A 22,143-nucleotide genomic window follows, 5' to 3' on the forward strand; every position below is an offset into this window, starting at 1 on the left:
GGACGCCGCAAAGAAAAACGCGGCCCGGGGGCCGCGGAATCGGGTAAGGGTCGGGCTATTCCTGCGCGGGGTCGGCGGCGGGCTGAACGTCCTTCTCGGGCGAGGCCGCCTCCTCGCGCTCGGGGCGGGCCTTGCCGCGCTTTTCCGGGGGAATGGGGGCCAGCACCATGTTCATGTCGCGCCCGGCCATGAGCGGCTTCATCTCGACGACGGCGATCTCGGAAAGGTCTTCGGCGACGCGGTCGAGGATCTTCTTGCCCAGCTCGGGGTGGGCCATCTCGCGACCGCGGAACATGATCGTCACCTTGACCTTGTGCCCGGCCTCGAGGAAGCGGCGGACGTGGCCAAGCTTGGTTTGATAGTCGTGCTCGTCGATCTTGACGCGGAACTTGATCGACTTCATCTCCTGGCGCTTGGCCTTCTTGCGGGCCTCTTTCTCGGCCTGCTGCTGCTCGTAGCGCCACTTGCCGTAGTCGAGCAGCTTGGCCACCGGCGGGCTGGCGGTGGGACCGACGAGGACGAGGTCCAGGTCCTTCTGCTTCGCCAGGTCGAGCGCCTGCCGGGTCTCCATGATGCCGAGCTGTTCGCCGGATTCGTCGATTACGCGGACCTGCCGTACGCGGATTTGTTCGTTGATGCGGTGCTGGGTCTTGGTCGGTGGGGGTACCCTTCCTCTTCTTCTAATCCTTGCTCACCTCCAGGTGATTGGTCCAACCGTCGTTCGGGTCAGCCGAACTGAGTGTACCAGCCCCGGCCGCTGCACCGCAATTCAAGGTTTGGTAGCCTGAGCGGGTGAACGAACGCAAGGACCGCATCGAACGCGCCCTGGACGAAGCGCGGCGCACGGGGAAGGCGGTACGGCTCGACGGCAACTCCAAGTGCAGCCTCTACGCCTGGCCCGACGGGGTGCTGCGCGACGGCACCGGACGCGAATGGCCCCTGGAAGACGCGCTCTACATGCTCGAGAACCTCGAGCTCTACCGCGATCAGGACACCTGACCATGCTGATCGTCTACCCCACCCGCGGCGAGGCCGGTTTTCTGCGCGAACGCGCGCTCGAGCAGACGAGCTGGCGCGGACGCGAGCGGCTCGTGGGGCCGGACTGGCAGGCGCTGGAGCTGGGCCTGGGCAAGGCCAACGCCGCGATGACGCTGGGCGCCTTTCTGGAGGCTCACCCGGAGGTGCACCGGGTGCTGCTGGTGGGCGTCGCCGGCGCCTACCCGGGGGCGGGGCTGCGCGCGGGCGACGTGGTCCTGGCCGCGCAGGAGATCCAGGCCGACCTGGGCACCGTCGGAGGGCTCGAGGCCCTGGGCATGCCGGCCCTGGAGCTGGATGCGCGGCGGTACTACAACCACCTGCCCGCCGACCCCCTCTGGACCTCCCAGCTGCACGCGCTGCTGGGCCTGACCCCGCGCCCCTTTCTCACCCGCGACGCGGTGAGCGAGACCCACGAAGAGGCGGCCGAGCTGGAACGCCGCTGGGGTGCGGCGGTGGAGAACATGGAGGGGGCGGCGGTAGCCCAGACGGCTCTTTGGTTCGGCCTGCCCTGGGCCGAAGTGCGGGCGGTCTCCAACCTGGCCGGCGTGCGCGACAAGACCCGCTGGGACCTGCCCGGCGCCCTCGAGGCGCTCGCGAGGTCCTTAGAGCCCCTGCTCTAGGGCACGGCGGCCCTTGGGCGTCAGCCGCCAGACCGGCGTGGGCGGCGGGGTTTCGCTGCCCGAAGCGGGGCAGAGGTTCCGCAGGGTGCAGGCGCCGCAGACGGTGCCGCAGGCCGGGCTTTCGGAGTAGGCCAGCCCCACGTACCCCTTACGCTCGAGGGTCTCGAGCATTCCCCAGAGCACGCCCGGCTCGACGCCGACCCGCGCGGCCACCTGCGCCAGCGTTTGCGGACGCGAAAGCTCGTCGAGAACCCGGCGCAGCATCCTAGCCCCCGAGCCACAACAGCGCCAGGCGGTAGACCCCCCAGGCCAGCACCCAGGCGAGGATCAGCTCGTAGACCACCGCGACCGCGGCCCAGAAGCGCCCGAACTCGTTCTTGAGCGCGGTCACCGTGGCCACGCAGGGCGTGTAGAGCAGCACGTAGACCATGTAGGCCAGCGCCGCCGCCGGGGCCGCCGACGCCCGCAGCGCCGCCTGCAACGCGGTGGGCGCGTCCGGCGGCGGCGGGGCCAACTGCGGCAGGCCGAAGAGCGCGGGCACCGCCCCCAGCGTGGTGAGAAGCGAGGCCCAGAAGGTGGCCAGGATCTGCCCCAGGCCCTGCGCCAACCCCAGCGCGGTGGTGGGCTCGGCCCCCAGGTAGCTGACCGCGAGGGTGCCCACGACCACCTCCTTGGCCACGAAGCCGGGGATGAGCGCCCCCAAGAGCCGCCAGTCGCCGATGCCCAGGGGCGCGAAGAGGGGGGCCAGCCAGCCGGCCACGCGCGCGTAGAGGCTGCCCTCAAGGTCGCCGGGCGGCAGGTTGAGCAGCAGCCAGACGAAGAGCACCGCCAGCAGGATGGGACCGCCGGCGCCCTCCAGGAAGCTGCGGGTGCGGGCCCAGGCCTGCTTCAGCACCACCTGCATCGTGGGCAGGCGGTACGGCGGCAGCTCCATGAGGCCGCTGCTCGCCGGCTGCCCCGCGGCCCGGCCCAGCAACCAGGCGGTGAGCAGGCCCACGACCATCCCCAGCAGGTAGAGGCCGAAGACCACCCAGGCCGCGTACCGGGGGAAGAAGACCGCGGCGAAGAGGGTAAAGACGACGAGCCGCGCGCTGCAGCTCATGAAGGGGATGGCGAGCCCGACGCGCAGGCGGTCAAAGCGTCCGGTGAGGATACGGGTGCTGTAGACGGCCGGCACGTTGCAGCCGAAACCGAGGATCAGCGGGATGAAGGCCCGGCCCGGCAGCCCCGCGAGCAGCATCATCTTGTCGGCGATGAAGGCCGCGCGGGCAAGGAAGCCGCTCGTCTCCAGGAAGGCGAGGGCCACGTAGAGGAAGAAGAGGACCGGGGCGAAGCTGATCACCGTCCCCACCCCGCCCACGAGGCCGTCGGCGAAGAACGAGGCGACGAGGGGCGGCAGCGGCAGGGCGGCGATCCAGCCGGCCAGGACCTCCTGCACCGCGCCGATGAAGTCCACCCAGGGCGTCGAAAAGAGGAAGGTGAAGCGGAACGCCAGCAGCATGCCCAGCAGGAAGATGGGCCCGCCCAACAGCGGGTGCAGCACCCAGCGGTCCACGCGGTCGGTGAGCGTCAGGCGCGGCTCCGACCCCAGCAGCGCGTCCTGCGCCAGCTCGTGCGCCCGCACGTAGCGGGCGTTTTCGATCTCGAGGTAGGGGTCGATGCCGACGCGCTCGAGCTCGCCGCGCAGCTGCCGCGCCAGCTCGAGCAGCTCGCCGTCCAGCTCGATCGGCACCTCCTCGCCCGCCAGCAGGGCGAGGGCGATCCAGCGCCCCGCGGGGTGGCGGATCCGCTTGGCGAGCCGCACCGCCGCGCGGTCCAGCTCTCCGGGGTAGCGCAGGCGCAGCTCGGGGACGCGCGCCCGCTCCAGCGCCGCGAGCAGCTCGTCCGTGCCGCGCCCGCGGCTGGCGACGAGCGGCACCACCGGTACCCCCAGCGCCCGCTCCAGCGCCGCCGGGTCCAGGGTGTACCCCTTGGCCTCGGCCTCGTCCATGAGGTTCAGGGCCACCACCATGGGCAGCCCCAGCTCGGTCAGCTCGAGGGTGAGGTGCAAGTTGCGCTCGAGGTTGCCCGCGTCCACGACGTTGACCACCACGTCGGGCGGATGGGCCAGCAGCTCGCGGGCGGCCAGCGCCTCCTCCGGGGTGGTGGGGTTCAGGCTGTACGCCCCGGGCAGGTCGACGAGGCGGACCGTGCCCCCGGGAAGCCGCAGCTGCGCCTCCAGGCGGTCCACGGTGGTGCCCGGCCAGTTGCCCACCTTGAGGTTGGAGCCCGCGAGGGCGTTGATGAGCGTGGTCTTGCCGGTGTTGGGGTTGCCCACGGTGACGACCCGCATCCCGTCGGTCCGCAGGGCCGTGGCCACCGCTCCTTGGCATTCGGGACAACCCACGCCTACTCCTCCAGCTCCACACCCGCCGCCTCGGCGTGGCGGATGGCGATCAGGGTATCGCCCACGGCGATCTCCATGGGGTCGCCCAGGGGGGCCCGGCGCACCACGCGGACTTCCGCCCCCGGCCGCACCCCGAGCGCCAGCAAGCGCCGCCGGAGCAGCGGCGGCGTACGCAGCGCGCGGATGCGCGCGGGGGTGTCTTCGGGCAGGTCGGATAGGCGTCGCATCGTTCCAACGGCATTCTAGTCCCGGGGGCTGAATCCCGTCAATGCCGGTCGGATTTCTTGGATTTGAGAATGCGAATCGTTATCGCTTAGCGGAGCGCGGCGGCGGTTCGTCCTCCTCCGGACCGAAGGCCGCCCGGTCCAGGGCCCCCAGCTCGGAGGCGCTGAGCTCGCGCCAGGTCCCCGGCTTCTGCCCGCCCAGCCGGATCGGACCCATCTTCACCCGCACCAGGCGCTCGACGGGGTAGCCGATGGCGGCCATCATGTAGCGCACCTCGCGCTTCTTGCCCTCGGTCAGGGTGATGACGGCGCCGCCCTCCTTGGGCCGGGCCTTGAGCGCCTGCACGCGCACGCCCGACTTGAGGGTCACGCCCCGCTCCAGCTTGCGCAGCAGGTCGGAGGGCGGCGTGCCCTTCCGGCTCCAGACGCGGTAGACCTTCTTGACCCCGTAGCGCGGGTGGGTGAGGCGCTGGGTGAGCGCGCCGTCGTTGGTGAAGAGCAACAGCCCCTCCGAGTCGCGGTCGAGCCGCCCCACCGGGTGCAGGCCGGGCAGCTCGGGCAGCAGCTCGTAGACCGTGGGCGCGCCCGAGCGGCTGGTGCGGGTGGTCTCGTAGCCCTTGGGCTTGTGCAGCGCGAGGACGACCCGGCGCTCGGGCAGCTCGGCCTTGCGACCGCCGACGCGCACCTCGTCGCCGGGGTGCACCCGCGCCCCCAGCCGGGCCACCGCGCCGTTCACGGTCACCCGGCCGCCGCGGATCAGCTCCTCGGCCTTGCGGCGGCTGGGGGCGGCCCCGGCGAGGACCAGGTACTTTTGCAGGCGCAGGCCTTCTTCCATCCTTCCCATTCTGCCCTAGATTTCGCTTTTTGAACAGCAGTAGACTGAGGGAGGAAACCATGAAAACCTGGCCCGGCAAGGTGGCAACGGCGCTTTGGACCCTGGCGGCGGGGCTCTGGGCCTACTGGGGCGCCGCCGAGTACTTTTTCGAGGCCTACGGCGTGCCCGACGCGCCCGGCTGGGCCTACCTGGTGCCGGCCGCCGCGCTCTGGCTCTTGGGCCTCGTCGCGCTGGCGTGGCCGCGCGCGGGCGGGACGCTGCTGGCGCTCGCGGGCCTAGCCTTCACGCTCTGGTGGTGGGGGCTGATGATCGCCCGCGGGCTTTTCGGCTGGGAGCAGGCGCTGGCCACCGCCCCGGTCAGCCTGGCGCTGGTGCTCGTGGGGTTGCTGTGGTGGCTGGAGGGGCGCGTCCGCGGCCCCAGGCCCCGCACCCGCTTCCTTCCCCTGGCGCTGCCGCCGGCAGTCGTGCTGGGGGCCGCCCTCTTCTACCTGCCCTACGTCAGCGGCCGCACCCCCGCGAGTCCCGGCCCCTGGCGGGTGACGACGGCTGCGGGGGAGCTCGAGTGGGCCCCTGCGGGACCGGGGTGGAACCTGCGCCTGGGCCCGCGCTTCCCCTCCTGGGCCGAGCTGGCCGCCTACGGCCGCGAGCCGCGGGGCCTCGGCGAAAAGCCGGGGCCTTACGATCCGGCCGCCGAGGGGCTGTGCGCCTACCTGGACGCCAGCGGCACCCGGCTGCTGGACGAGCCCGCGCACGTCTGGCGGCTGCCCACCCGCGCCGAGGTGGTGGCCTCGCTGGTGCGCGGCGGCGCCCTCGCGGGCTGCCGCTACCCCGGGGGCGAGCAGGCCACCTGCGAGCGGATTCCCAACAAGGAGGGGCCCCTGTGGGACCCGGCGGCCCCCGCGGTCTACTACTGGACGGCGGAGACCACCGCGGAGGGGGACGAAGCCTGGTACGTGCCCTACAGCGGCGGCCTGCGCTACGGCGGCCGCATCGCCAGCCAGCCGCTCACCTGGGGCAACCCGCGCCACGGCTACCGCTGCGTGCGGCGGCTGCGGTGATACAATCCGTGTGCTGTGGCCGTCTACGCCGTCTACAAACCCCTGGGCGCCACCTCACACGACGTCGTCGAGACGGCGCGCCGGGTGCTGGCCACCAAGAAGGTGGGGCACACCGGCACCCTCGACCCGCTGGCCACCGGCGTGCTGGTGCTGGCCACGGGCTCGCACACCAAGCTCGTGCCCTTCCTGAGCGGCGAGGACAAAGAGTACCTGGCCTGGATCAGCTTCGGCGGCAGCACCCCCACCCTCGACGCCGAGGGGCCGCTCCAGCCCGCGACCCCCTGGACGCCCGACGAGGCGGCCCTGAAGCGGGCGCTGGCAAGGTTCCTGGAACTCGAGGAGCAGGTGCCCCCCGCCTTCTCGGCGGTCAAGGTGGGCGGGGTCAAGGCCTACGAGGCGGCGCGGCGTGGCGAGGCGCTGGCGCTCGAGCCCCGTCCGGTGCGCTACCACCAGGTGGAGCTGCTGGCGCTGCAGGAACGCCCCGAACCGCTACGCATCGCTCCGGGCGCCGAGGGCTGGCGGCCCGACCCCCGGGGCCGGCCGGTGGAGCTGCCGCCCGAGCTCGCCCCCCTGCCCACCGCGGTGGTGCGGCTGGTGGTGGGGTCGGGCACCTACGTGCGCGCCTTCGCCCGCGACCTTGGTGAGGCGCTGGGCACCGGCGCCTTCCTGAGCGGCCTGGTTCGGACGCGCGTGGGGCGGGTGGTGCTCGAGCAGACCGTACCCGCCGAGACGCTCGCCCAGGCGCGCCCCCTGGCCGCGGCCGAGGTGCTGCCCTTCCCCGCGGTCGAACTCGACCACACCGAGGTGCGCCGGGTGCTCCAGGGCGTGCCCCTGCCCATCCCCGCCCGCGGCCTGGTCGCGCTTACCGACCGTCAGGGCCGGCTCGTGGCCGTGGCCGAGGGCGACGGCTTCAAGCTCAAGGTGCGCCGCGTCTTCCGGCCCGAGGACTAACCCGCCCACTCCTCGCGTAAAAGCCCCCAGACCACGCGGTCGTCGCAAAACTCGTGGGCGCAGAGCGCCCGCCGCAGCACCGCCTCGCGGGTGAAGCCCAGCCGTTCGGGAATCTTGCAGCTCGCGGTGTTGCCGGAGGCGCAGTGGATCTCGATCCGGTCCACCGGGAAGTGCGCGAAGGCGAGGTCCACCAGGCGCCGCACCGCCCGCGTCATCAGGCCCCGCCCCGTGGCCTCACGGGCGAGCCAGTAGCCGACCGAGGCCACCCGGTTCACCGCATCCACGCGGTTCAGGCCCAGCACCCCCGCAGCCCGCCCCTCGTAAAACAGGGTGAGCGTGATCGCCCGCTCCTCGGCCAGTTCGCGCAGCTGGTTCTTCAGGAAGGCGCGGGTGTACGCGGCGTCCCGGGTGGCGTCCACGAAGGGCAGCCAGCGGCGCAGGTGCTCGCGGTTGCGGTCGATGAGCTCGAAAAGGGCTTCGGCGTGTTGGGGCACGGCCAGGGCCAGCTCGAGCCCCTCCCCCAGGTCTTCGCGCAGCATGTTTCATTGTACGCGGCCCGCGCGGCGCCCGCCCGACCTCGCCGTGAACCCCGCACCTCCAAGGCCTGCGCATCTTCCGGACGCGCGGATGGACGGGGGCGACATCATTGTGATATCATCTTGATACTAGGAGGTGCAGATGAAACAGATTGCCGAGAAACCGGCGTTCAAGATCAACGGCTTCGCCATGCTGCTGGTGGCCCTGGCGCTGCTTGTCTTCAGCGGCTGGGAGGGCTGGCGCTTCTTCGCACAGCTCACCCTGCGCACGGACTGGGGCGCGCTGGCGTGGAGCACCCTCGCCCTGATCGCCTTCCTCCTCTTCGTACCGGGTTTCTTCACCGTCCAGCCCAACCGGGCCAAGGTGCTCATCTTTTTCGGCAAGTACACCGGCAGCGTGCGCGACGACGGCTTCTGGTGGGCCAACCCCTTCACCAGCAAGGTGGCCGTCAGCCTGCGGGTGCGCAACTTCAACTCCGACGTGCTCAAGGTCAACGACAAGCACGGCAACCCCATCGAGATCGGCACCGTGGTGGTCTGGCAGGTGGTGGACACGGCCAAGGCCGTCTTCGACGTGGACGACTACGAGGAGTTCGTGCGGGTGCAGGTGGAGACGGCCATCCGGGCGCTGGCGAGCCGCTACCCCTACGACGCCGAGGAACACGAGCTCTCGCTGCGGGGCAGCCCCGACGAGGTGGCGAAGGCCCTCACCGACGAGGTGCAGGAACGGCTCAAGGTGGCCGGGGTGAGGGTGCTCGAGGCCCGCATCAGCCACCTCGCCTACGCACCGGAGATCGCCCAGGCGATGCTGCGCCGGCAGCAGGCCCAGGCCATCATCTCGGCGCGGCGCCTCATCGTCGACGCCGCGGTGGGGATGGTGCAGCAGGCGCTCGAACACCTGGAACGCGAAAACGTGGTCGCCCTCGACGAGGAGAAGAAGGCCGCCATGGTCAACAACCTGATGGTCGTCCTCACCGGCGACCAGGCGGCGAGCCCGATCATTAACACCGGGACGCTGTACGGGTAGAAAATGAGGCAAGAGCGTCGGGATAATAAACGCCTGTGGCCTGTAGCCTGTGGCCTGTGGAGATCCACGCGCGCAACCACGTGCTACAAGCCACAAGCTACAGGCTGCCTTTAGCCATGAAAAAACGCTTCCTCCTCCGGCTCGATCCCAAGGTGTACGATGCCCTCGCCAAGTGGGCGGCCGACGACCTGCGCAGCGTCAACGCCCAAATCGAGTACCTGCTCACCAAGGCGCTGAAGGAAGCGGGCCGCCTCCCACGGGAGGAGGAGCGCAGGGAGACGCAAGGTGAAGACGTTTGACCCCGACCTCGACACCGCCGGTCGGCCGCTGCGCGCCGCCGGCCTGCTCCTCATGGGGGCCGCCCTGGCCTACTACGCCTACGGCACGGCCGCAGGGCTGCCGCTCGGACGGGCGCTGGTGGCGCTGTGGGTCTTTCTGATCGTGGCCTTCTTCGTGGGGTTGCTTTGGTGGATGCCGGCGCGGCTGCGGTACCGGCTCTCGGACCGGGACCTGGAGATCCAGCACTTCCTGGGCCGCCGCCGCATCCAGCTCGAGAACCTGCGCGAGGTCCACGAGGTAACCTTCGCGCTGGGCCGCCGCAGCGGCAGCGCCGCGCTGCCGGGGTACTACGTGGGGCGGTTCCAGAGCAACCTGGGCCGCCTCACCGCCTACACCGGCCGGGCCGCGGGCGAGGGGGTCCTGCTCGTGCTCCACACCGGCGAGCAGGTGCTGCTCGCCCCCAAGCGGGCCCGGCTGATGCTGGCGCAGCTGCGCAGCGCGCTCCCCGAGGGCGCCGAGGAGGCCTGATGAACCAAGCCGACCGAGCCGTAACCGTAACCATCGTCCTCAGCTGGCTGTTGTTCGCGGTCTACTACACGCAGGTGGGGACGCTGAACAGCCCCTGGTTCCTGGGGTTCAGCCTGGTCTACATGTGGATCCCGGGAATCGTCGCTCTGGTGCTCGCCCGGCGCGAGGGGCTGCGCCTCCGCCTCTGGGCGCGACCCAACCGCTGGTGGCTGGCCGCCTGGCTGCTGCCGGTGCTCTTCAGCCTGGCCAGCATCGCCGCCAGCCTGCCCCTCGACGAGTACGTAGGGCTTGCCCAAGTCCGCGAGGCGATCGCGGCCCGGAGCGGAGCCGAGGCGGCGAGCCTGCCCGAGTGGGCCTTGTGGACGGCGCTGATCGTCCAGGCGCTGCTGGCCGGCGCGACGATCAACCTGCTCTTCGCGCTGGGCGAAGAGCTGATGTGGCGCGGCTACCTCTGGGAGCGCACCCGCGAGCTGGGGTTCTGGCCCGCCTCGCTCTACATCGGCGTGGTCTGGGGTGCCTGGCACGCGCCGCTCGTTTACTTCCTGGGCTACAACTACCCCGACCACCGCTTCCTGGGGGTCTTCTTCATGGTGGTCTTCGCGGTGCTGCTCACCCCCTGGATGCTCTACCTGCGCGATAAAGGCGGGGCGGTCGCGGTGCCGGCCCTCTTCCACGGCACCCTGAACGCCGTGGCCGGCCTGCCCTTGCTCGTTTTCGCGGGCAGCGCCGACCCCCTAAACCGCACGAACGACCTGCTCGTGGGCCTTACCGGTCTGGGCGGCTTCGTGGTGCTGGCGCTGGCAAACCTCTACCTGAGGCGCCTGGTGCCGCCGGATCGGGAAAGCGCAGGCTGAACAGCGGTCTTCACAGCTCCGGGAGTCTGCTGTTAATATCTTTTAATTCCGAGTAAAATTTTTTTGCTTTCTCTAGTCGCTCCGGTGTTGCTTTACGAGGCTTACGACGACTGGTTTCCTCCCAAGGGTCTTCGTACCCCTCTTCTTTTTTTAAATACAATGCTGTCGCCGCCAATTCTAGCGTGATGGAGTCTGTTTCATTCATTTTCTTTAGCAGTAAGTTTTGCTCATCAGCTTCGGTCGCATCATCAAGTGTCTTTTTAACTATTTCATATATTGAATATTTTCTCTTTCCATCAGCTGTTAGAGATTCAGTATGTTTGACTATACCCATTGCTGTTGCTATTTCAATGTGATTTGACAGATCTTCGCTGTATGGCCCATAGTGGAAGTATACATAGTCATAACCCATATCGATTCCGGCCGCCTCCATGATATAAACCATTTTCTGAAGCCTAGTTTTACCTACGACTCTCCCACCTGCCTTCTCTATAATTGATACCACCTTCTTAGGGCTGATCACGGGTTTAATCATTTTGCCTCCTTGATCGCTTGCTCGACCGCACGTTTGGATATGTCCATTACTATACCATAACCATCATTGTCCCCCCTGTCTACGTAAGCCCTAAAAAGGTCCAACTTGTACGGCCTGGTGACTACAACAGGGGACTCTAATGCAATATCCTGTACTTCTCCATGCACATCCTCAATAAATATCTGACTAAAATTAGGAGTCTTGTTATATTCATAGAGCTTTCGGGACTTGCCGTCTATTAATATTCTTGGTTGTTCTTTAGACAGTGCAGAATTGTATTGTTCAATTTCATTTATCACGTAGTTTTTTACGAGAGTGGATATACTAGGCATAATCTCATCAAATACACCTTTGTCTCTGAGCATTTGTTTTACTAATAGATGAATATCTATAGCTTTATATAAATTACGTTCTAATAATTGCTTAGCTAATTTAGATATTCTTAGTATATCGGACTCTGCCAAGTAGTAGAGGCTATTCCAGAATACAGTGTCATCCAATTGCAGGATGTTATCTATATTCTTAGGTTCGTTGACGAAATTGACATATTGGTGGTTCTCAGGTAAACCAAGCCTCTTGACGCCAGATGCTCCCTCACTTTTAATTATCTTAAATACTTCGGTAAGCAAAGCGGTGAACATACTTTCTGCAGCACGAACTGCTTTATGAAAATACACAGTTGGATACAGCTGAAAAAGCGAGAGAACATAAGTTTCTGCAGCATATATAGCTTTTCTATTCAAAGTAAGCGTAGTTAGTTCGCTGTAACGCTCTCCGTCCTCAGAGTACAAAGGGATTATGCCGATCTCCATATTCGATAGCAGCCAGGTAAAGTCTATTGCGCTGTTCTGAATCCCTACCATAAGTCTATCCCGCTGCATGTAATCTAGGCGGTCTGCATCAAATTGACTCGATACAATAGCGTCATAGATATCCTCTGGCTCTTTGGAAATGACGTTTGCGACATCGTCAGGAAAGCCGCTACCCAGGCTTGATAACACGTCAGCAATCTCGCTATCCGTAATAAGTCGCCTACTTTTCTCCTCGTGGCTTATACTGTCTACCTTAGTAATAGCAAGCACATCTTCGAATGCATGACTGAACATACCATGGCCAACATCGTGCAGCAAAGCTGCGGCCAGAACAATATTGGCCTTAGTAGCTGAAAAATTAATATCCAGTCTCCTTTTGATTATATTTATTAGTTTCCTTGCTATATGAAATGTTCCTATACTATGGATAAACCTAGTATGTGTGGCTCCAGGATACACAAGATCAGTAAAACCAAGCTGTTTGATTCTTCTGAGTCTTTGGAAGGGTCTAGTTTGAATGACTCTCCACATGTGGTATTCAAATTCTGTATTATCAAATTCAATTAGATTATGCACCGGATCTCTTATTCTCTGTGGTTTCCTCGTCACATGAATCGCCTCTGGTGTCATATTACAAATGTAATAGCATGTTTAATGTTCATTTTCAACAGTGGTAACAGTGGTACAGTTGGTCCTGGCACAGGCGCTCTTGTTCCCAAGGCTTTGCAGCGGAGAGTATTGCTAGAGGGCTTTGTTTTAGGCGCTCAGCTCACGGTGATAATAGCTGTACAAACGATATAGCGCGCGGCTTAGATTGCTACATTGCTCGAGCTGAGTGCTGACCCATATCCCTAGTGTTAGACGCACGGAACTTACCATGCCACTCTTTGATTGTGAAGCGCGAAAGCCATAGACTGAAGGGGGAGGCCGCAATGAAAGCCCTTTTGCGCCGCAGGTCGCCGGTACTGGCTCTGGCGATGCTGGCCCTATTTGCGTGGGCCCAGCCGCAGGACGTCCCCTGGCCGGTCGACACCGCCCAACCCGACTGGGACTACGGTTTCTGGTTCGACAAGAACACGGCGCGCTGGCAAACGTTCGCCCCGGCCCATCCCGAGCTGCGGGCGCTGGCCGTCTACGTCGACCGAATGGGGGACCCGGGTACGGTCGTGGTGGAGCTGCAAGACCCCGACGGCCAAGCGCTCGCGCGGGTCAGCGGCAAACCCGAAAGGGGAGGCTGGCTCTACCTGCCCTTCGAAAAGGCCGTCCGGGTGACCCCCGGCAGGCTCTACCGGATCTACGTATACAGCGACCGGGTATCGCCCAATCCCAGGCAGCGGTTCTTCTGGCGGGGAATCCGGTCGAGCCGCTTCTGCCCGGTCTGCACGACCGACGTCGCCAGTGGCTGGCCGCAGTTCCGCTACGCCTTCGTCGTCTACGCTTCCCGCTGAACCCGCTTGCCCGGGGCCCGCGGCCGCGGTTATAGTAAGCGCAATGAAACGCTTCGCCGTTCGCTTCTGGTGGTGGCCCGGTTAACCCCGGGGCGGACGGCCTGTGCTTGATTCCCGGGGCGATGCACACCGGGAGTTTTTATTTTGCTTGCCAAGGAGATGACGATGAAGACGAAACCCGTGGTCAAGACCCTGCTCGCCGATCTGGAAACGCCGGTGACCGCCTACCTGAAGCTGGCCGAGAAAGCGCCGGTAAGTTTCCTGCTCGAGTCGGTGGAGGCGGGCAAGCGCTGGAGCCGCTACTCGATCATCGGCGTCGGGGCCAGGCGCACCTTCCGGCTGAGGGACGGCGCCTTCACCATCGACGGCACCGAGGTAAAGGCCGAGGACCCGCTGGCCACGCTCTACCACGCGGTGCATCGCGAGGTGGAAAACGGTCACGAGCTGCCGCCCTTCTGGGGCGGGGCGGTGGGCTACGTGGCCTACGACCTGGTGCGCTACTACGAAGAGCTGCCCGACGCCAACCCCGACGAGATCGGCGCGCCCGACCTGCTCTTCGTCGAGCCCGAACTGGTGGTGGTCTTCGACCACCTGAAGCAGGTGCTGCACCTCGTGGCCCCGGCGCTGGGCGACGGCCCCTCGGCCGCCGCCCGCGCCCGGGAGCTGCTGGACGCCGCCGAGCGCAGGCTGCGGGGGCCGCTGCCGGGGGTGCCGGGCGGGCGCGGCGGGCGCAAGACCGCGTTCCGCGCTAACCTGAGCCCTGCGGACTACGCCCGCATCGTCGAAAAAAGCAAGGAGTACATCCGCGCCGGCGACATCTTCCAGGTGGTGCCCTCGGTGCGCTTCACCGCCGAGCTGGGGGTGCACCCCTTCGCCCTCTACCGGGCGCTCAGGAGCGTCAACCCCAGCCCCTACATGGGCTACCTTGACCTGGGCGAGGTGACGCTCGTCTCGGCCAGCCCCGAGAGCCTGCTGCGCGCCGAAGGCCGCCGCGTGACCACCCGCCCCATCGCCGGCACCCGGCCGCGCGGGGCTACGCCCGAGGAGGACCGGGCGCTGGCCGAGGAGCTGCTGGCCGACGAGAAGGAGCGCGCCGAGCACGTGATGCTGGTGGACCTGAGCCGCAACGACCTCGGCCGGGTGGCCAAGCACGGAAGCGTTCGGGTGGAGGAGTTGATGCGGGTGGAGCATTACTCACACGTCATGCACATCGTCAGCACCGTGACCGGGGAGCTGGAAGAGGGCAAGACGCCGCTCGACGCGCTGGCGAGCGTGATTCCGATGGGCACGGTCAGCGGCGCGCCCAAGATTCGGGCGATGGAGATCATCGACGAACTCGAGCCCACCCGCCGCGGCCCCTACGGCGGCGCCTTCGGCTACATCGCCTACGACGGCGCCATGGACGTGGCGCTGACGCTGCGCACCTTCGTGATCGCCGGCGGCAAAGTGCACGTCCAGGCGGGGGCCGGCGTGGTGGCCGACAGCGACCCCGAGCGCGAGTACCAGGAGTGCGTGAACAAGGCGAAGGCGTTGATGAGAGCAGTCGAATTGGCAGAGAAGGGGTTGTGAGGGTGGAAAGACGAATTAGCCTGTGGCTTGTAGCTTGTAGCTTGTGGAAAAACCATTCGATCAATCCCACAGGCTACGGGCCCCTGGCCACGGGCTCTTCTCGCTTGCGGCTTGTGACTCGTGGCTTGTGGAAAAACCATCCAATCGAGTCCGCAGACTACAAGCCACAGGCTACGGGCCGTCCGTGGAGGTGTTTGAATGCCTGAAAGCGTCGAAAACCTTCGCATCTGGCAGGAAGGTATGCAACTGGCCAAAGACATTTACCGGGCCTCGAGTTCCTGGCCCAAAGAAGAGGTTTATGGCTTAACTACCCAGGTGCGCCGGGCCGTTGTTTCCATTCCCGCCAACCTGGCCGAGGGCGTCGGCCGCGGCACGGCCGCCGAGCTTTCACGGTATTCGCGGATTGCACTGGGAAGCGCTTACGAATTGGGTACGCTGCTTAGGCTCGCGCGCGATTTTGGCTACTTGGCGCATGCAAACTTCGAGGAACTGAACGTGCGCGTTTCGTCCCTTGCCAAGCAAATCTCCGCCTTCATCTCCTACCAGGAGGGCCGCAAATGAAAGGCAAGAAACCACAGGCCACAGGCCACGAGCTACAGGCTGAAGAGGTGCCCCCCACCTCCCACCCCCTATCCCCCGCCCCCCACCTCCTGCTCATCGACAACTACGACTCCTTCACCTACAACCTCGCCGACTACCTGGGTCAGCTGGGGGCGCGGCTGACCGTCTGGCGCAACGACAAGTTCGCGCTCGAGGACGTGGAGCGGCTGGCCCCCGACGCCGTGGTCATCTCGCCGGGACCGGGCACGCCCGAGGAGGCGGGGCTCTCGATCCCGCTCGTCCGGGAGTACGCCCCCAGGCTACCCATCCTCGGCGTCTGCCTGGGCCACCAGGCCATCGGCGCCGCCTTCGGCGCGAAGGTGGTGCCGGCACCGCGCATCATGCACGGCAAGACCAGCCCCATCGAGCACTCGGGGCAGGGCATCTTCATGGGGCTGCCCAACCCCTTCACCGCCACCCGCTACCACTCGCTGGTCATCGACGATCTGCCCGGCAAGCTCGAGGTGCTGGCCTGGACGCCCGAGGAAGGGCAGCAGACCGTGCAGGCGGTGCGCCACGTGCGCTTCCCCACGGTCGGCGTGCAGTTCCACCCCGAGAGCATTCTCACCGAGCTGGGGCTGCAGCTCTTGGCCAACTGGCTCGGCGAGGTCGGGCTGTTCTGGAAGACCCACCCACGGGAGGAGGAGCAATGAACGCGTTGCACAAGGTACTCGACGGCAAGACCCTGACCCAGGACGAAGCCCGGGCGCTGATGGGCCGGATGATGGCCGGCGAGCTCAGCCCGGTGCAGACGGCGGCGCTGCTCGCGGCGCTCAAGGTGCGCGGCGAAACGCCCGACGAGATCGCCGGCTTCGCCCACGCCATGCGCGAGGCGGCGCGGCCGGTGCAGGTGAAGGGCGAACTGGTGGACGTGGTGGGCACCGGCGGCGACGGCGCGGGCACCTTCAACATCTCGACCACCGTCGCCTTCGTGCTGGCGGCGGCGGGCCTGCGGGTCGCCAAGCACGGCAACCGCGCCGCCAGCTCCAAGAGCGGCTCGGCCGACCTGCTCGAGGCCCTGGGGGTGAACATCGAGCTGGAGCCAGAGCGGGTGGCCCGGGTGATCGAGGAGGTGGGCATCGGCTTCCTCTTCGCCCGTACCCACCACCCGGCCATGCGCCACGTCGCCCCGGTGCGGGCCGAGCTGAAGACCCGCACCGTCTTCAACGTGCTGGGGCCGCTCACCAACCCGGCGCGGGCGCGGTACTTCCTGCTGGGCGTCTACGGCCCCGAACTGCTCGAGCCCATGGCCTACGCCCTGGCCGAACTGGGGGTGAAGGGGGCGTGGGTGGTCCATTCGCGCGGCACCGACGAGCTGACGTTGGGCGAAAACGAGGTGGTGGAGCTCCGGGACGGGCGCACCCGGCGCTTCAGCTTCCGCGCCGCCGACTACGGTCTGGAAGAGGCCCCGCTGGAAGCGCTGGCCGGGGGCACGCCCGAAGAGAACGCCGCGCTGACCCGCCGCATCCTCAGCGGCCAGGAAGCCGGGCCCAAGCGCGACGTGGTGGCGCTCAACGCCGCCGCCGCGCTGGTGGCCGCGGGCCGGGCCGCTGCGCTGGAAGAGGGGCTCGAGCAGGCGGGCAAGGTGCTGTACAGCGGCGCGGCGCTGGAGGTGCTCGAACGCCTGGTCGCGGCCACGCAGGGGTAAACCGCGGACCGCCGCGGGCCGGGCCCGCGGCGGTCCAGATCATGTAACAGCCAGGGGCTACGGAGCGGTGTAGGTGTCCCGGTCCCCAGCGATCCGAGCGGACTCGCCCGCAGGAAGCCCGAAAAGGCTGTCCTCGGTCGAGAGGTCGAACATCTCGGAGGTCGTCAGAGACGAATAAAATGCGCTGCTGTTTACGCTCACGGTGTCCCCGCTCGCCGGGGCGAAGCCGGTAAACCCGGTCAGACCCGTCAGATCGGGCAGGGTGTACGACGTCGCGCTCGCTAAGAAGCCCGTCGACACCATCGCGCTGAGGGTCTTGGTCGCCCAGCTCATGGTGATGCCGTACATGCGCAGCTGCGGGTCGCTGACACTCAGCCCGCTGATCGTGGGGAAGGTGTCGGAACTGACCGTGACGCTAAAGGGTGCGGGCAGATCAGCCGTAAAGCTGGCGCCCGGAGTCGTCGACGTGGCCAGGTGGATCAGGTTCTGCACACCGGACCCGTCCGAGGCCATGACGAAGGCCAGATCGTGGTCGCTGAACGCGAACGAAGTGAAGGAGCCTCCTGAGGATCCGAGGATCCCGCCCATCACTCCCGTACCTTTCGGCGTTATCGTAAGCATCATCGCACCGGCCGTCGGCCAGCCCGCGGGCACCTGGGCACTGAAGTCGGCGATGCTGCCGGAGATCACGTTGGCTGTGTCGCCCGCGGCGAGGGTGATGCTGTAGCTCCCGCCAGCGGTTACGTTGACGGTCAACATGTCGGCAGCGATGGGCGTACCGCTACCGTCGAGCGCCACGAGCACCAGGTCCTGCTCCCCCGTGCTGCCGTCGGTAACGTTGAAGGTGCCCGCGGTGGTGCCCGCGGTCATCGCGTTGTCCCCGTAGTAAAGGGCCGCCTCTACGGCGCCCGCGACGCTCGTTACGTCAAAGGTCACGTCGAAGGCTATGGGGCTCGCGGCTGCCGGTGGGCAGGAGAGGTCGGGCGTCTCGGTGTCGGCCTTGGTAAGCGACCATACGGTGGTGTCGTCGCCGCAGCGTACGGCCACCTCGTAGGCGCCCGTCGCCGTGAACGCGAACGACGTCACATCGTCCGGAACCTGCCAGCTACCGCTGCCCACGCGGTAGGCGGCGGCATCGGCACCGGTGGCCGTGACGCTCACGTTCTTCGCCGGCGCGGGGCTGGGGCAGGCGGTGAGGACCAGGGCCGTCAATACCAGCAACATTAAACCTGCTAACGTTCGTATCATCGGTATCACCTCAGCGCGATTGTAGGACGTATGCCCCTTCCGTTTTGGTCATTACCGCTCCCAACATATAGTTTGTACCAAGTCAAACCAGAAGACCTCGCAGTCACCCCCAGGGGGCGTAGTTGGCGCCGTCTTTCTCCGAAACGGTAAGCCCGGCCCCAACCAGCGGGCGCCCGGGGCCTCCCCCGGGCGCCCGAGTCGGCGCTACAGTTAAGAGTTCGGCACGCACACGGGATCCTGGGAATCCACCGTGATGCACACCTGCGCGGCCGACCAAGTGATCGTCACGCTCGTGCTGGTCCCGTCGCAGTCGGTACCGCTGAAGCTGGCGGTTCCGCTATCGATCAAACCGCCCGTGTAGTGCACACCCGATAGGCTCACCTCGAGGTCCCAACCGGAGGCGCAAGAGGCATCGGTTCCACTAAAGCTTCCGATGGCGTTCAGGGTGCCGTCGCCCCAGGGGTTCTGCGCATCGTCGGGCGTCCAGGTGCCGCTGAGGTTGTAGCTGAAGGTGTAGGTATCGCCGTTGTAATCGACCTGCCAGCTTCCCTCGTAGTCGAAGTCGTACTGGCTCCCCTGCTTGACGAGGTCGTGCCGGGTCAACGTCCAGGTCCAGGTCAGGGAATCCCCGCCGCCGCTGAACCCCCATTCCACCTCGCCGCTCACCTTGATGCCGGCTTCGGGGTCGGCGTCGTTGGGGTCCTGCACGTTGAGGTCGTTGTACTGCCAGTACCCGCTGAACGAGCCCTCACCGCCGCTGTAGCTCCAGGTGCAGCGGCCGTTGTAGCTGGCGTTTACGGGAATGCCGTCACCGTCGGCATCGGTTAGCGCTCCCGTCACCGTCACGCTGTCGCAATCCCAGCTCGCCACATCCAGTGGAGCCGCTCCCGAAGAAAAGGGCAGGAAGAGCACCGGTATCGGCATTCCGGCCAGCGTCAGCGGCTCCGACAGCTTGTAGAGCTGTTCGTTGGCGGTGCTAAGCGGAGCCGCCACGTCCCGCGGGTCCAGCGAGCTACCCCCGCCGCCGCTCCCACCGCCGGGAGCCTGCCCTCCGCAGGCTGCCAGAAGAGCGGCCAAGGCAACGCCAAGAAGCATCCACCACTTCCTCATCACGCACCTCCTTCGTTCGGTAGGCGTCGTCAGGGAGAAGCAGAAGACGGCAACGGAGCTTCCAGCGACTTCAGGTACATTTTATCACGCGCATATGCAGTCACCCGAACCTGCAGGAATTGGTCGGAAGCCACCTCAGGAACTCAAGGTCGGTTAGACTGAGCCCATGCGTCGCTGGTTCGCGCTCCTGTTCCTGCTCGCAGCCGCTCAGGCCCAGACCCACGTCTTCCACACCCCCCTGCCCATGGACCGGGTGCAGGGTGTCTTCGCCATGCAGGGGGCGGGCACGGTCGACTTCGGCCTCGACCCCGCCGCCCGCGCCGGCGGCTTCCTGGACCTCTGGACCTACCGCGGACGCTTCGCGATGAGCGCGGTTTCGCTGTCGAGCCCCGTTCCGGCCGCGGGCCTGTGCTACACCGCGGCCCTCGACTACCTGGGCTGGGCCCTGGTTCGCGAGACCACCTTCCGCATCCGCTACGGCGCCGGAGGCGGGGCCCAGCTCTGCCGCCTGCGCGACGTCCACGGGGCGGAGCTCCGCCGCCTTTGGCCGCTGGTCGAGGGGGTGGCGAGCCTGCAGTACCGGATCTTCCCCAACGTAGTGGGCGACGTCAGCCTGAGCGCAGGCTGGCCCGAAGGGTTGGGGGCGGCGGTGGCCTTCGGCTTCGCCTTCTGAGTGGACGAGTTCCCGACAATTGGGCTTTTCATTGCTAAAGAATTGCGTGGCTCACTGCGTCCTCATGTCGACGGAAACGCGCCCGGGTGGTATAATGAAACGAGCGAGGTAGGCACGACGTTGCACGAAACAGAGGAGGAAAATGGGTAACTACGACGCCTCGAGCATCAAGGTGCTCAAGGGGCTGGAGGGCGTGCGCAAGCGCCCGGCGATGTACATCGCCGGCACCGGCACCGACGGCTTCCACCAGCTCCTCACCGAAATTCTGGACAACTCCGTCGACGAGGCCCTGGCGGGCTACGCCGACACCATCAAGGTCACCCTGCACCGAGACGGCTCCGCCAGCGTGGAGGACAACGGCCGCGGCATCCCCGTGGACGTGATGGCCGGCGAGGGCAAGCCCGCGGTCGAGGTGATCTACACCGAGCTGCACGCCGGCGGCAAGTTCGAAGAGGGCGCCTACAAGGTTTCGGGCGGCCTCCACGGCGTGGGCGCCAGCGTGGTCAACGCGCTCACCGACTGGATGGTCGTCGAGGTGTGGCGCGGGGGCAAGCACTACCGCATCGAGTTCGCCCGCGGCGAGGTCAAGAAGCCGCTCGAGGTCGTGGGTAAGGCCCCCAAGGGCAAGACCGGGACCCGGGTGCACTTCATGCCCGACGCCACAATCTTCGAAGAGGGGCTCGAGTTCGACTACCGCCGGGTGCGCCGCCGGGTGCGCGAGGTCAGCTACCTGGCCGGCGGCCTGCGCATCGAGCTTTCCGACGAACGCTCCGGCAAGCAGGAGGTCTTCCACGACAAGGGCGGGGTGGCCAGCTTCGCGCGGGCCCTGGCCGAGGGCGAGGACCTGCTCTACGACAAGCCCGGCCGCCTCAGCGGCCAGGTGGACGAGGTGGAGGTGGACGTCGGCTTCATCCACACCAAGGGCTACACCACCCAGCTGCTCAGCTACGCCAACATGATCCCCACCCGCGACGGCGGGGTGCACCTCTCGGGCTTCCGCGGCGCCTACACCCGCGCCATGAACCAGTACGCCAAGAAGGCGGGGCTGCAGAAGAACGGTCAGCCCAAGCCCTCGGGCGACGACCTGCTCGAGGGTCTGTTCGCGGTCATCTCGGTCAAGATCCCCCAACCGCAGTTCGAGGGTCAGACCAAGGGCAAGCTCCTCAACCCCGAGGCCGAGCGCGCGGTGAGCAGCGTGGTCTACGAGAAGCTGATGGACTTCCTCGAGTCCAATCCGCGCATCGCCAAGACGATCTACGACAAGGCCCAGCGCGCGGCCCAGGCCCGCGAGGCGGCCCGCAAGGCACGCGAGCTGGTGCGCCGGCAGAACCCGCTCGAGTCCGACGACCTGCCGGGCAAGCTGGCCGACTGCCAGACCGAAGAGCCCGACGAAGCCGAGCTCTTCATCGTCGAGGGCGACTCGGCGGGCGGCTCGGCCAAGCAGGGGCGCGACCGCCGCTTCCAGGCCATCCTGCCCCTCAGAGGCAAGATCCTCAACGTCGAGAAGGCCAACCTGCAAAAGGCGCTCAAGAACAACGAGGTGCGGGCGATGATCGCCGCCATCGGCGCCGGCATCCAGGGCACCGGCGACGAGGCCCACTTCGACATCGACAGCGTGCGCTACCACAAGATCATCCTCATGACCGACGCCGACGTGGACGGCTCGCACATCCGTACCCTGCTGCTCACCTTCTTCTACCGCTTCATGCGCCCGATCATCGACCACGGCTACCTCTACATCGCCCAGCCGCCGCTCTACAAGCTCAAGGTGGGGCGGCGCAGCGAGTACATCTTCGACGACGAGGCGCTGAAGGCCGCGCTGAAGAAGGTGGGCGACAAGAAGTACGAGATCCAGCGCTTCAAGGGTCTGGGCGAGATGAACCCCGAGCAGCTGTGGGAGACGACGATGAACCCCGAGACCCGGGTGCTCAAGCAGGTCACCGTCGAGGACGCCCTCTACGCCAGCGAGATCTTCGAAGACCTGATGGGCGCCGACGTGCAGCCGCGGCGCGAGTTCATCGAGGAGAACGCCAGGTTCGCCGAGCTGGACGTGTAGCCTGAGCGCGCGGCACCCAGTTCGCGGTGCGTGGTACGGGCGGGCCTTGGCCCGCCCGAAACCTTTCGCGCCAGTCTTGCGAAACCAAGAGCACGCGCCCGGCCTGAT

At 66.4% G+C, this 22,143-nt stretch carries 25 protein-coding genes; 15 read left to right on the top strand and 10 right to left on the bottom strand.

Translation table 11 applies throughout. The features are described from left to right. Positions 1 to 55: 55 nt before the first annotated feature. The gene (infC, locus tag HNQ05_RS11240) at positions 56 to 685 is read right to left on the bottom strand and encodes a translation initiation factor IF-3 (protein ID WP_147148403.1); all 630 of its coding nucleotides are present in this window, start codon (positions 683 to 685) and stop codon (positions 56 to 58) included. Positions 686 to 792: 107 nt separating this feature from the next. On the opposite strand from infC, the gene HNQ05_RS11245 reads away from it, so the two are divergent. Both HNQ05_RS11245 and mqnB read left to right on the top strand, forming a co-directional pair. Continuing rightward, positions 793 to 999, top strand: coding sequence for a hypothetical protein (locus HNQ05_RS11245; RefSeq protein ID WP_147148401.1), 207 nt, complete (start codon positions 793 to 795; stop codon positions 997 to 999). Positions 1,000 to 1,001: 2 nt separating this feature from the next. Then, a complete protein-coding gene (mqnB, locus tag HNQ05_RS11250) occupies positions 1,002 to 1,658 on the top strand; it encodes a futalosine hydrolase (protein ID WP_147148399.1) in 657 nt (218 codons plus the stop codon). Here the strand turns inward: mqnB and HNQ05_RS11255 are convergent. The 4 genes from HNQ05_RS11255 to HNQ05_RS11270 all read right to left on the bottom strand — a co-directional run bounded on the left by HNQ05_RS11255 (position 1,641) and on the right by HNQ05_RS11270 (position 5,103). Continuing rightward, a complete protein-coding gene (locus tag HNQ05_RS11255) occupies positions 1,641 to 1,922 on the bottom strand; it encodes a winged helix DNA-binding protein (protein WP_147148397.1) in 282 nt (93 codons plus the stop codon). The genes mqnB and HNQ05_RS11255 overlap by 18 nt on opposite strands. 1 nt (position 1,923) lies before the next feature. After that, entirely contained in the window at positions 1,924 to 4,017 is a 2,094-nt protein-coding gene (gene feoB, locus HNQ05_RS11260; protein WP_311539072.1) for a ferrous iron transport protein B, read from the bottom strand. 29 nt (positions 4,018 to 4,046) lie between these two features. Continuing rightward, a complete protein-coding gene (locus HNQ05_RS11265) occupies positions 4,047 to 4,271 on the bottom strand; it encodes a FeoA family protein (RefSeq protein ID WP_013458632.1) in 225 nt (74 codons plus the stop codon). Positions 4,272 to 4,350: 79 nt separating this feature from the next. After that, positions 4,351 to 5,103: a pseudouridine synthase gene (locus HNQ05_RS11270; RefSeq protein ID WP_183677821.1), complete on the bottom strand. Its 753-nt coding sequence runs from the start codon at positions 5,101 to 5,103 to the stop codon at positions 4,351 to 4,353. Between the two features lie 59 nt (positions 5,104 to 5,162). On the opposite strand from HNQ05_RS11270, the gene HNQ05_RS11275 reads away from it, so the two are divergent. Beyond that, complete coding sequence (locus tag HNQ05_RS11275; protein WP_183677823.1) at positions 5,163 to 6,161, top strand: hypothetical protein; 999 nt, start codon at positions 5,163 to 5,165, stop codon at positions 6,159 to 6,161. Between the two features lie 15 nt (positions 6,162 to 6,176). After that, complete coding sequence (gene truB / locus HNQ05_RS11280; RefSeq protein ID WP_183677825.1) at positions 6,177 to 7,112, top strand: tRNA pseudouridine(55) synthase TruB; 936 nt, start codon at positions 6,177 to 6,179, stop codon at positions 7,110 to 7,112. On the opposite strand, the gene HNQ05_RS11285 is transcribed toward truB, so the two are convergent. After that, positions 7,109 to 7,651 carry a GNAT family N-acetyltransferase gene (locus tag HNQ05_RS11285; protein ID WP_147148935.1) on the bottom strand — a complete coding sequence of 181 codons (543 nt, stop codon included), beginning with the start codon at positions 7,649 to 7,651 and terminating at the stop codon, positions 7,109 to 7,111. The two genes, truB and HNQ05_RS11285, sit on opposite strands and share 4 nt — an antisense overlap. 139 nt (positions 7,652 to 7,790) lie before the next feature. Between HNQ05_RS11285 and HNQ05_RS11290 the strand changes: the two genes are divergently transcribed. From HNQ05_RS11290 to HNQ05_RS11305, 4 genes are all read left to right on the top strand, one after another. Next, positions 7,791 to 8,675, top strand: coding sequence for an SPFH domain-containing protein (locus tag HNQ05_RS11290; RefSeq protein ID WP_147148933.1), 885 nt, complete (start codon positions 7,791 to 7,793; stop codon positions 8,673 to 8,675). Positions 8,676 to 8,791: 116 nt separating this feature from the next. Continuing rightward, positions 8,792 to 8,974, top strand: coding sequence for a type II toxin-antitoxin system antitoxin (locus tag HNQ05_RS11295; RefSeq protein ID WP_147148930.1), 183 nt, complete (start codon positions 8,792 to 8,794; stop codon positions 8,972 to 8,974). Beyond that, positions 8,961 to 9,482 (top strand): PH domain-containing protein, encoded by a 522-nt coding sequence (locus tag HNQ05_RS12375; protein ID WP_147148928.1) that lies wholly within the window; start codon positions 8,961 to 8,963, stop codon positions 9,480 to 9,482. The genes HNQ05_RS11295 and HNQ05_RS12375 overlap by 14 nt, the downstream gene beginning before the upstream one ends. Then, positions 9,482 to 10,336 (top strand): CPBP family intramembrane glutamic endopeptidase, encoded by an 855-nt coding sequence (locus tag HNQ05_RS11305; RefSeq protein WP_147148926.1) that lies wholly within the window; start codon positions 9,482 to 9,484, stop codon positions 10,334 to 10,336. The genes HNQ05_RS12375 and HNQ05_RS11305 overlap by 1 nt, the downstream gene beginning before the upstream one ends. A gap of 10 nt (positions 10,337 to 10,346) precedes the next feature. Here the strand turns inward: HNQ05_RS11305 and HNQ05_RS11310 are convergent, their stop codons facing one another. Beyond that, positions 10,347 to 10,871, bottom strand: a complete 525-nt coding sequence (locus tag HNQ05_RS11310; RefSeq protein WP_147148924.1) for a hypothetical protein — start codon at positions 10,869 to 10,871, stop codon at positions 10,347 to 10,349. Continuing rightward, a complete protein-coding gene (locus tag HNQ05_RS11315) occupies positions 10,868 to 12,292 on the bottom strand; it encodes an HD domain-containing protein (protein ID WP_183677827.1) in 1,425 nt (474 codons plus the stop codon). Before HNQ05_RS11315 ends, HNQ05_RS11310 begins: the two co-directional genes overlap by 4 nt. A 323-nt stretch (positions 12,293 to 12,615) precedes the next feature. On the opposite strand from HNQ05_RS11315, the gene HNQ05_RS11320 reads away from it, so the two are divergent. The 5 genes from HNQ05_RS11320 (at position 12,616) to trpD (ending at position 16,948) form a co-directional block, all read left to right on the top strand. Then, positions 12,616 to 13,131, top strand: coding sequence for a DUF4082 domain-containing protein (locus HNQ05_RS11320; RefSeq protein ID WP_147148920.1), 516 nt, complete (start codon positions 12,616 to 12,618; stop codon positions 13,129 to 13,131). A gap of 165 nt (positions 13,132 to 13,296) precedes the next feature. Further along, a complete protein-coding gene (gene trpE, locus HNQ05_RS11325) occupies positions 13,297 to 14,700 on the top strand; it encodes an anthranilate synthase component I (protein WP_147148917.1) in 1,404 nt (467 codons plus the stop codon). A 198-nt stretch (positions 14,701 to 14,898) separates the two neighbouring features. Continuing rightward, positions 14,899 to 15,261, top strand: coding sequence for a four helix bundle protein (locus tag HNQ05_RS11330; RefSeq protein WP_147148915.1), 363 nt, complete (start codon positions 14,899 to 14,901; stop codon positions 15,259 to 15,261). Continuing rightward, positions 15,258 to 15,953: an anthranilate synthase component II gene (locus HNQ05_RS11335; protein ID WP_246104137.1), complete on the top strand. Its 696-nt coding sequence runs from the start codon at positions 15,258 to 15,260 to the stop codon at positions 15,951 to 15,953. Before HNQ05_RS11330 ends, HNQ05_RS11335 begins: the two co-directional genes overlap by 4 nt. Beyond that, the gene (gene trpD, locus HNQ05_RS11340) at positions 15,950 to 16,948 is read left to right on the top strand and encodes an anthranilate phosphoribosyltransferase (protein WP_147148914.1); all 999 of its coding nucleotides are present in this window, start codon (positions 15,950 to 15,952) and stop codon (positions 16,946 to 16,948) included. The genes HNQ05_RS11335 and trpD overlap by 4 nt, the downstream gene beginning before the upstream one ends. Before the next feature lie 57 nt (positions 16,949 to 17,005). Here trpD and HNQ05_RS11345 read toward each other — a convergent pair whose 3' ends face one another. Next, positions 17,006 to 18,172 (bottom strand): hypothetical protein, encoded by a 1,167-nt coding sequence (locus HNQ05_RS11345; RefSeq protein WP_147148912.1) that lies wholly within the window; start codon positions 18,170 to 18,172, stop codon positions 17,006 to 17,008. Positions 18,173 to 18,406: 234 nt separating this feature from the next. After that, positions 18,407 to 19,306 (bottom strand): hypothetical protein, encoded by a 900-nt coding sequence (locus HNQ05_RS11350; protein WP_147148910.1) that lies wholly within the window; start codon positions 19,304 to 19,306, stop codon positions 18,407 to 18,409. Between the two features lie 166 nt (positions 19,307 to 19,472). Here HNQ05_RS11350 and HNQ05_RS11355 point away from each other — a divergent pair, with 166 nt between their 5' ends. Both HNQ05_RS11355 and HNQ05_RS11360 read left to right on the top strand, forming a co-directional pair. Beyond that, positions 19,473 to 19,979: a hypothetical protein gene (locus HNQ05_RS11355; RefSeq protein WP_147148908.1), complete on the top strand. Its 507-nt coding sequence runs from the start codon at positions 19,473 to 19,475 to the stop codon at positions 19,977 to 19,979. A gap of 142 nt (positions 19,980 to 20,121) precedes the next feature. Beyond that, a complete protein-coding gene (locus tag HNQ05_RS11360; protein WP_147148907.1) occupies positions 20,122 to 22,035 on the top strand; it encodes a DNA gyrase/topoisomerase IV subunit B in 1,914 nt (637 codons plus the stop codon). The last annotated feature ends 108 nt before the right edge of the window (positions 22,036 to 22,143 follow it).

Source organism: Oceanithermus desulfurans (assembly GCF_014201675.1).
Taxonomy (GTDB): Bacteria; Deinococcota; Deinococci; order Deinococcales; family Marinithermaceae; genus Oceanithermus; species Oceanithermus desulfurans.

What these genes read in the sequence shown, in the direction of transcription:
- mqnB (WP_147148399.1), top strand. Translation starts at nt 1,002, where the DNA reads ATGCTGATCGTCTACCCCACCCGCGGCGAGGCCGGTTTTCTGCGCGAA.
- HNQ05_RS11255 (WP_147148397.1), bottom strand. Translation starts at nt 1,922, where the DNA reads ATGCTGCGCCGGGTTCTCGACGAGCTTTCGCGTCCGCAAACGCTGGCG.
- HNQ05_RS11265 (WP_013458632.1), bottom strand. Translation starts at nt 4,271, where the DNA reads ATGCGACGCCTATCCGACCTGCCCGAAGACACCCCCGCGCGCATCCGC.
- HNQ05_RS11270 (WP_183677821.1), bottom strand. Translation starts at nt 5,103, where the DNA reads ATGGAAGAAGGCCTGCGCCTGCAAAAGTACCTGGTCCTCGCCGGGGCC.
- HNQ05_RS11275 (WP_183677823.1), top strand. Translation starts at nt 5,163, where the DNA reads ATGAAAACCTGGCCCGGCAAGGTGGCAACGGCGCTTTGGACCCTGGCG.
- HNQ05_RS11285 (WP_147148935.1), bottom strand. Translation starts at nt 7,651, where the DNA reads ATGCTGCGCGAAGACCTGGGGGAGGGGCTCGAGCTGGCCCTGGCCGTG.
- HNQ05_RS11290 (WP_147148933.1), top strand. Translation starts at nt 7,791, where the DNA reads ATGAAACAGATTGCCGAGAAACCGGCGTTCAAGATCAACGGCTTCGCC.
- HNQ05_RS11295 (WP_147148930.1), top strand. Translation starts at nt 8,792, where the DNA reads ATGAAAAAACGCTTCCTCCTCCGGCTCGATCCCAAGGTGTACGATGCC.
- HNQ05_RS11305 (WP_147148926.1), top strand. Translation starts at nt 9,482, where the DNA reads ATGAACCAAGCCGACCGAGCCGTAACCGTAACCATCGTCCTCAGCTGG.
- HNQ05_RS11310 (WP_147148924.1), bottom strand. Translation starts at nt 10,871, where the DNA reads ATGATTAAACCCGTGATCAGCCCTAAGAAGGTGGTATCAATTATAGAG.
- HNQ05_RS11320 (WP_147148920.1), top strand. Translation starts at nt 12,616, where the DNA reads ATGAAAGCCCTTTTGCGCCGCAGGTCGCCGGTACTGGCTCTGGCGATG.
- trpE (WP_147148917.1), top strand. Translation starts at nt 13,297, where the DNA reads ATGAAGACGAAACCCGTGGTCAAGACCCTGCTCGCCGATCTGGAAACG.
- HNQ05_RS11330 (WP_147148915.1), top strand. Translation starts at nt 14,899, where the DNA reads ATGCCTGAAAGCGTCGAAAACCTTCGCATCTGGCAGGAAGGTATGCAA.
- HNQ05_RS11335 (WP_246104137.1), top strand. Translation starts at nt 15,258, where the DNA reads ATGAAAGGCAAGAAACCACAGGCCACAGGCCACGAGCTACAGGCTGAA.
- trpD (WP_147148914.1), top strand. Translation starts at nt 15,950, where the DNA reads ATGAACGCGTTGCACAAGGTACTCGACGGCAAGACCCTGACCCAGGAC.
- HNQ05_RS11345 (WP_147148912.1), bottom strand. Translation starts at nt 18,172, where the DNA reads ATGTTGCTGGTATTGACGGCCCTGGTCCTCACCGCCTGCCCCAGCCCC.
- HNQ05_RS11350 (WP_147148910.1), bottom strand. Translation starts at nt 19,306, where the DNA reads ATGAGGAAGTGGTGGATGCTTCTTGGCGTTGCCTTGGCCGCTCTTCTG.
- HNQ05_RS11355 (WP_147148908.1), top strand. Translation starts at nt 19,473, where the DNA reads ATGCGTCGCTGGTTCGCGCTCCTGTTCCTGCTCGCAGCCGCTCAGGCC.
- HNQ05_RS11360 (WP_147148907.1), top strand. Translation starts at nt 20,122, where the DNA reads ATGGGTAACTACGACGCCTCGAGCATCAAGGTGCTCAAGGGGCTGGAG.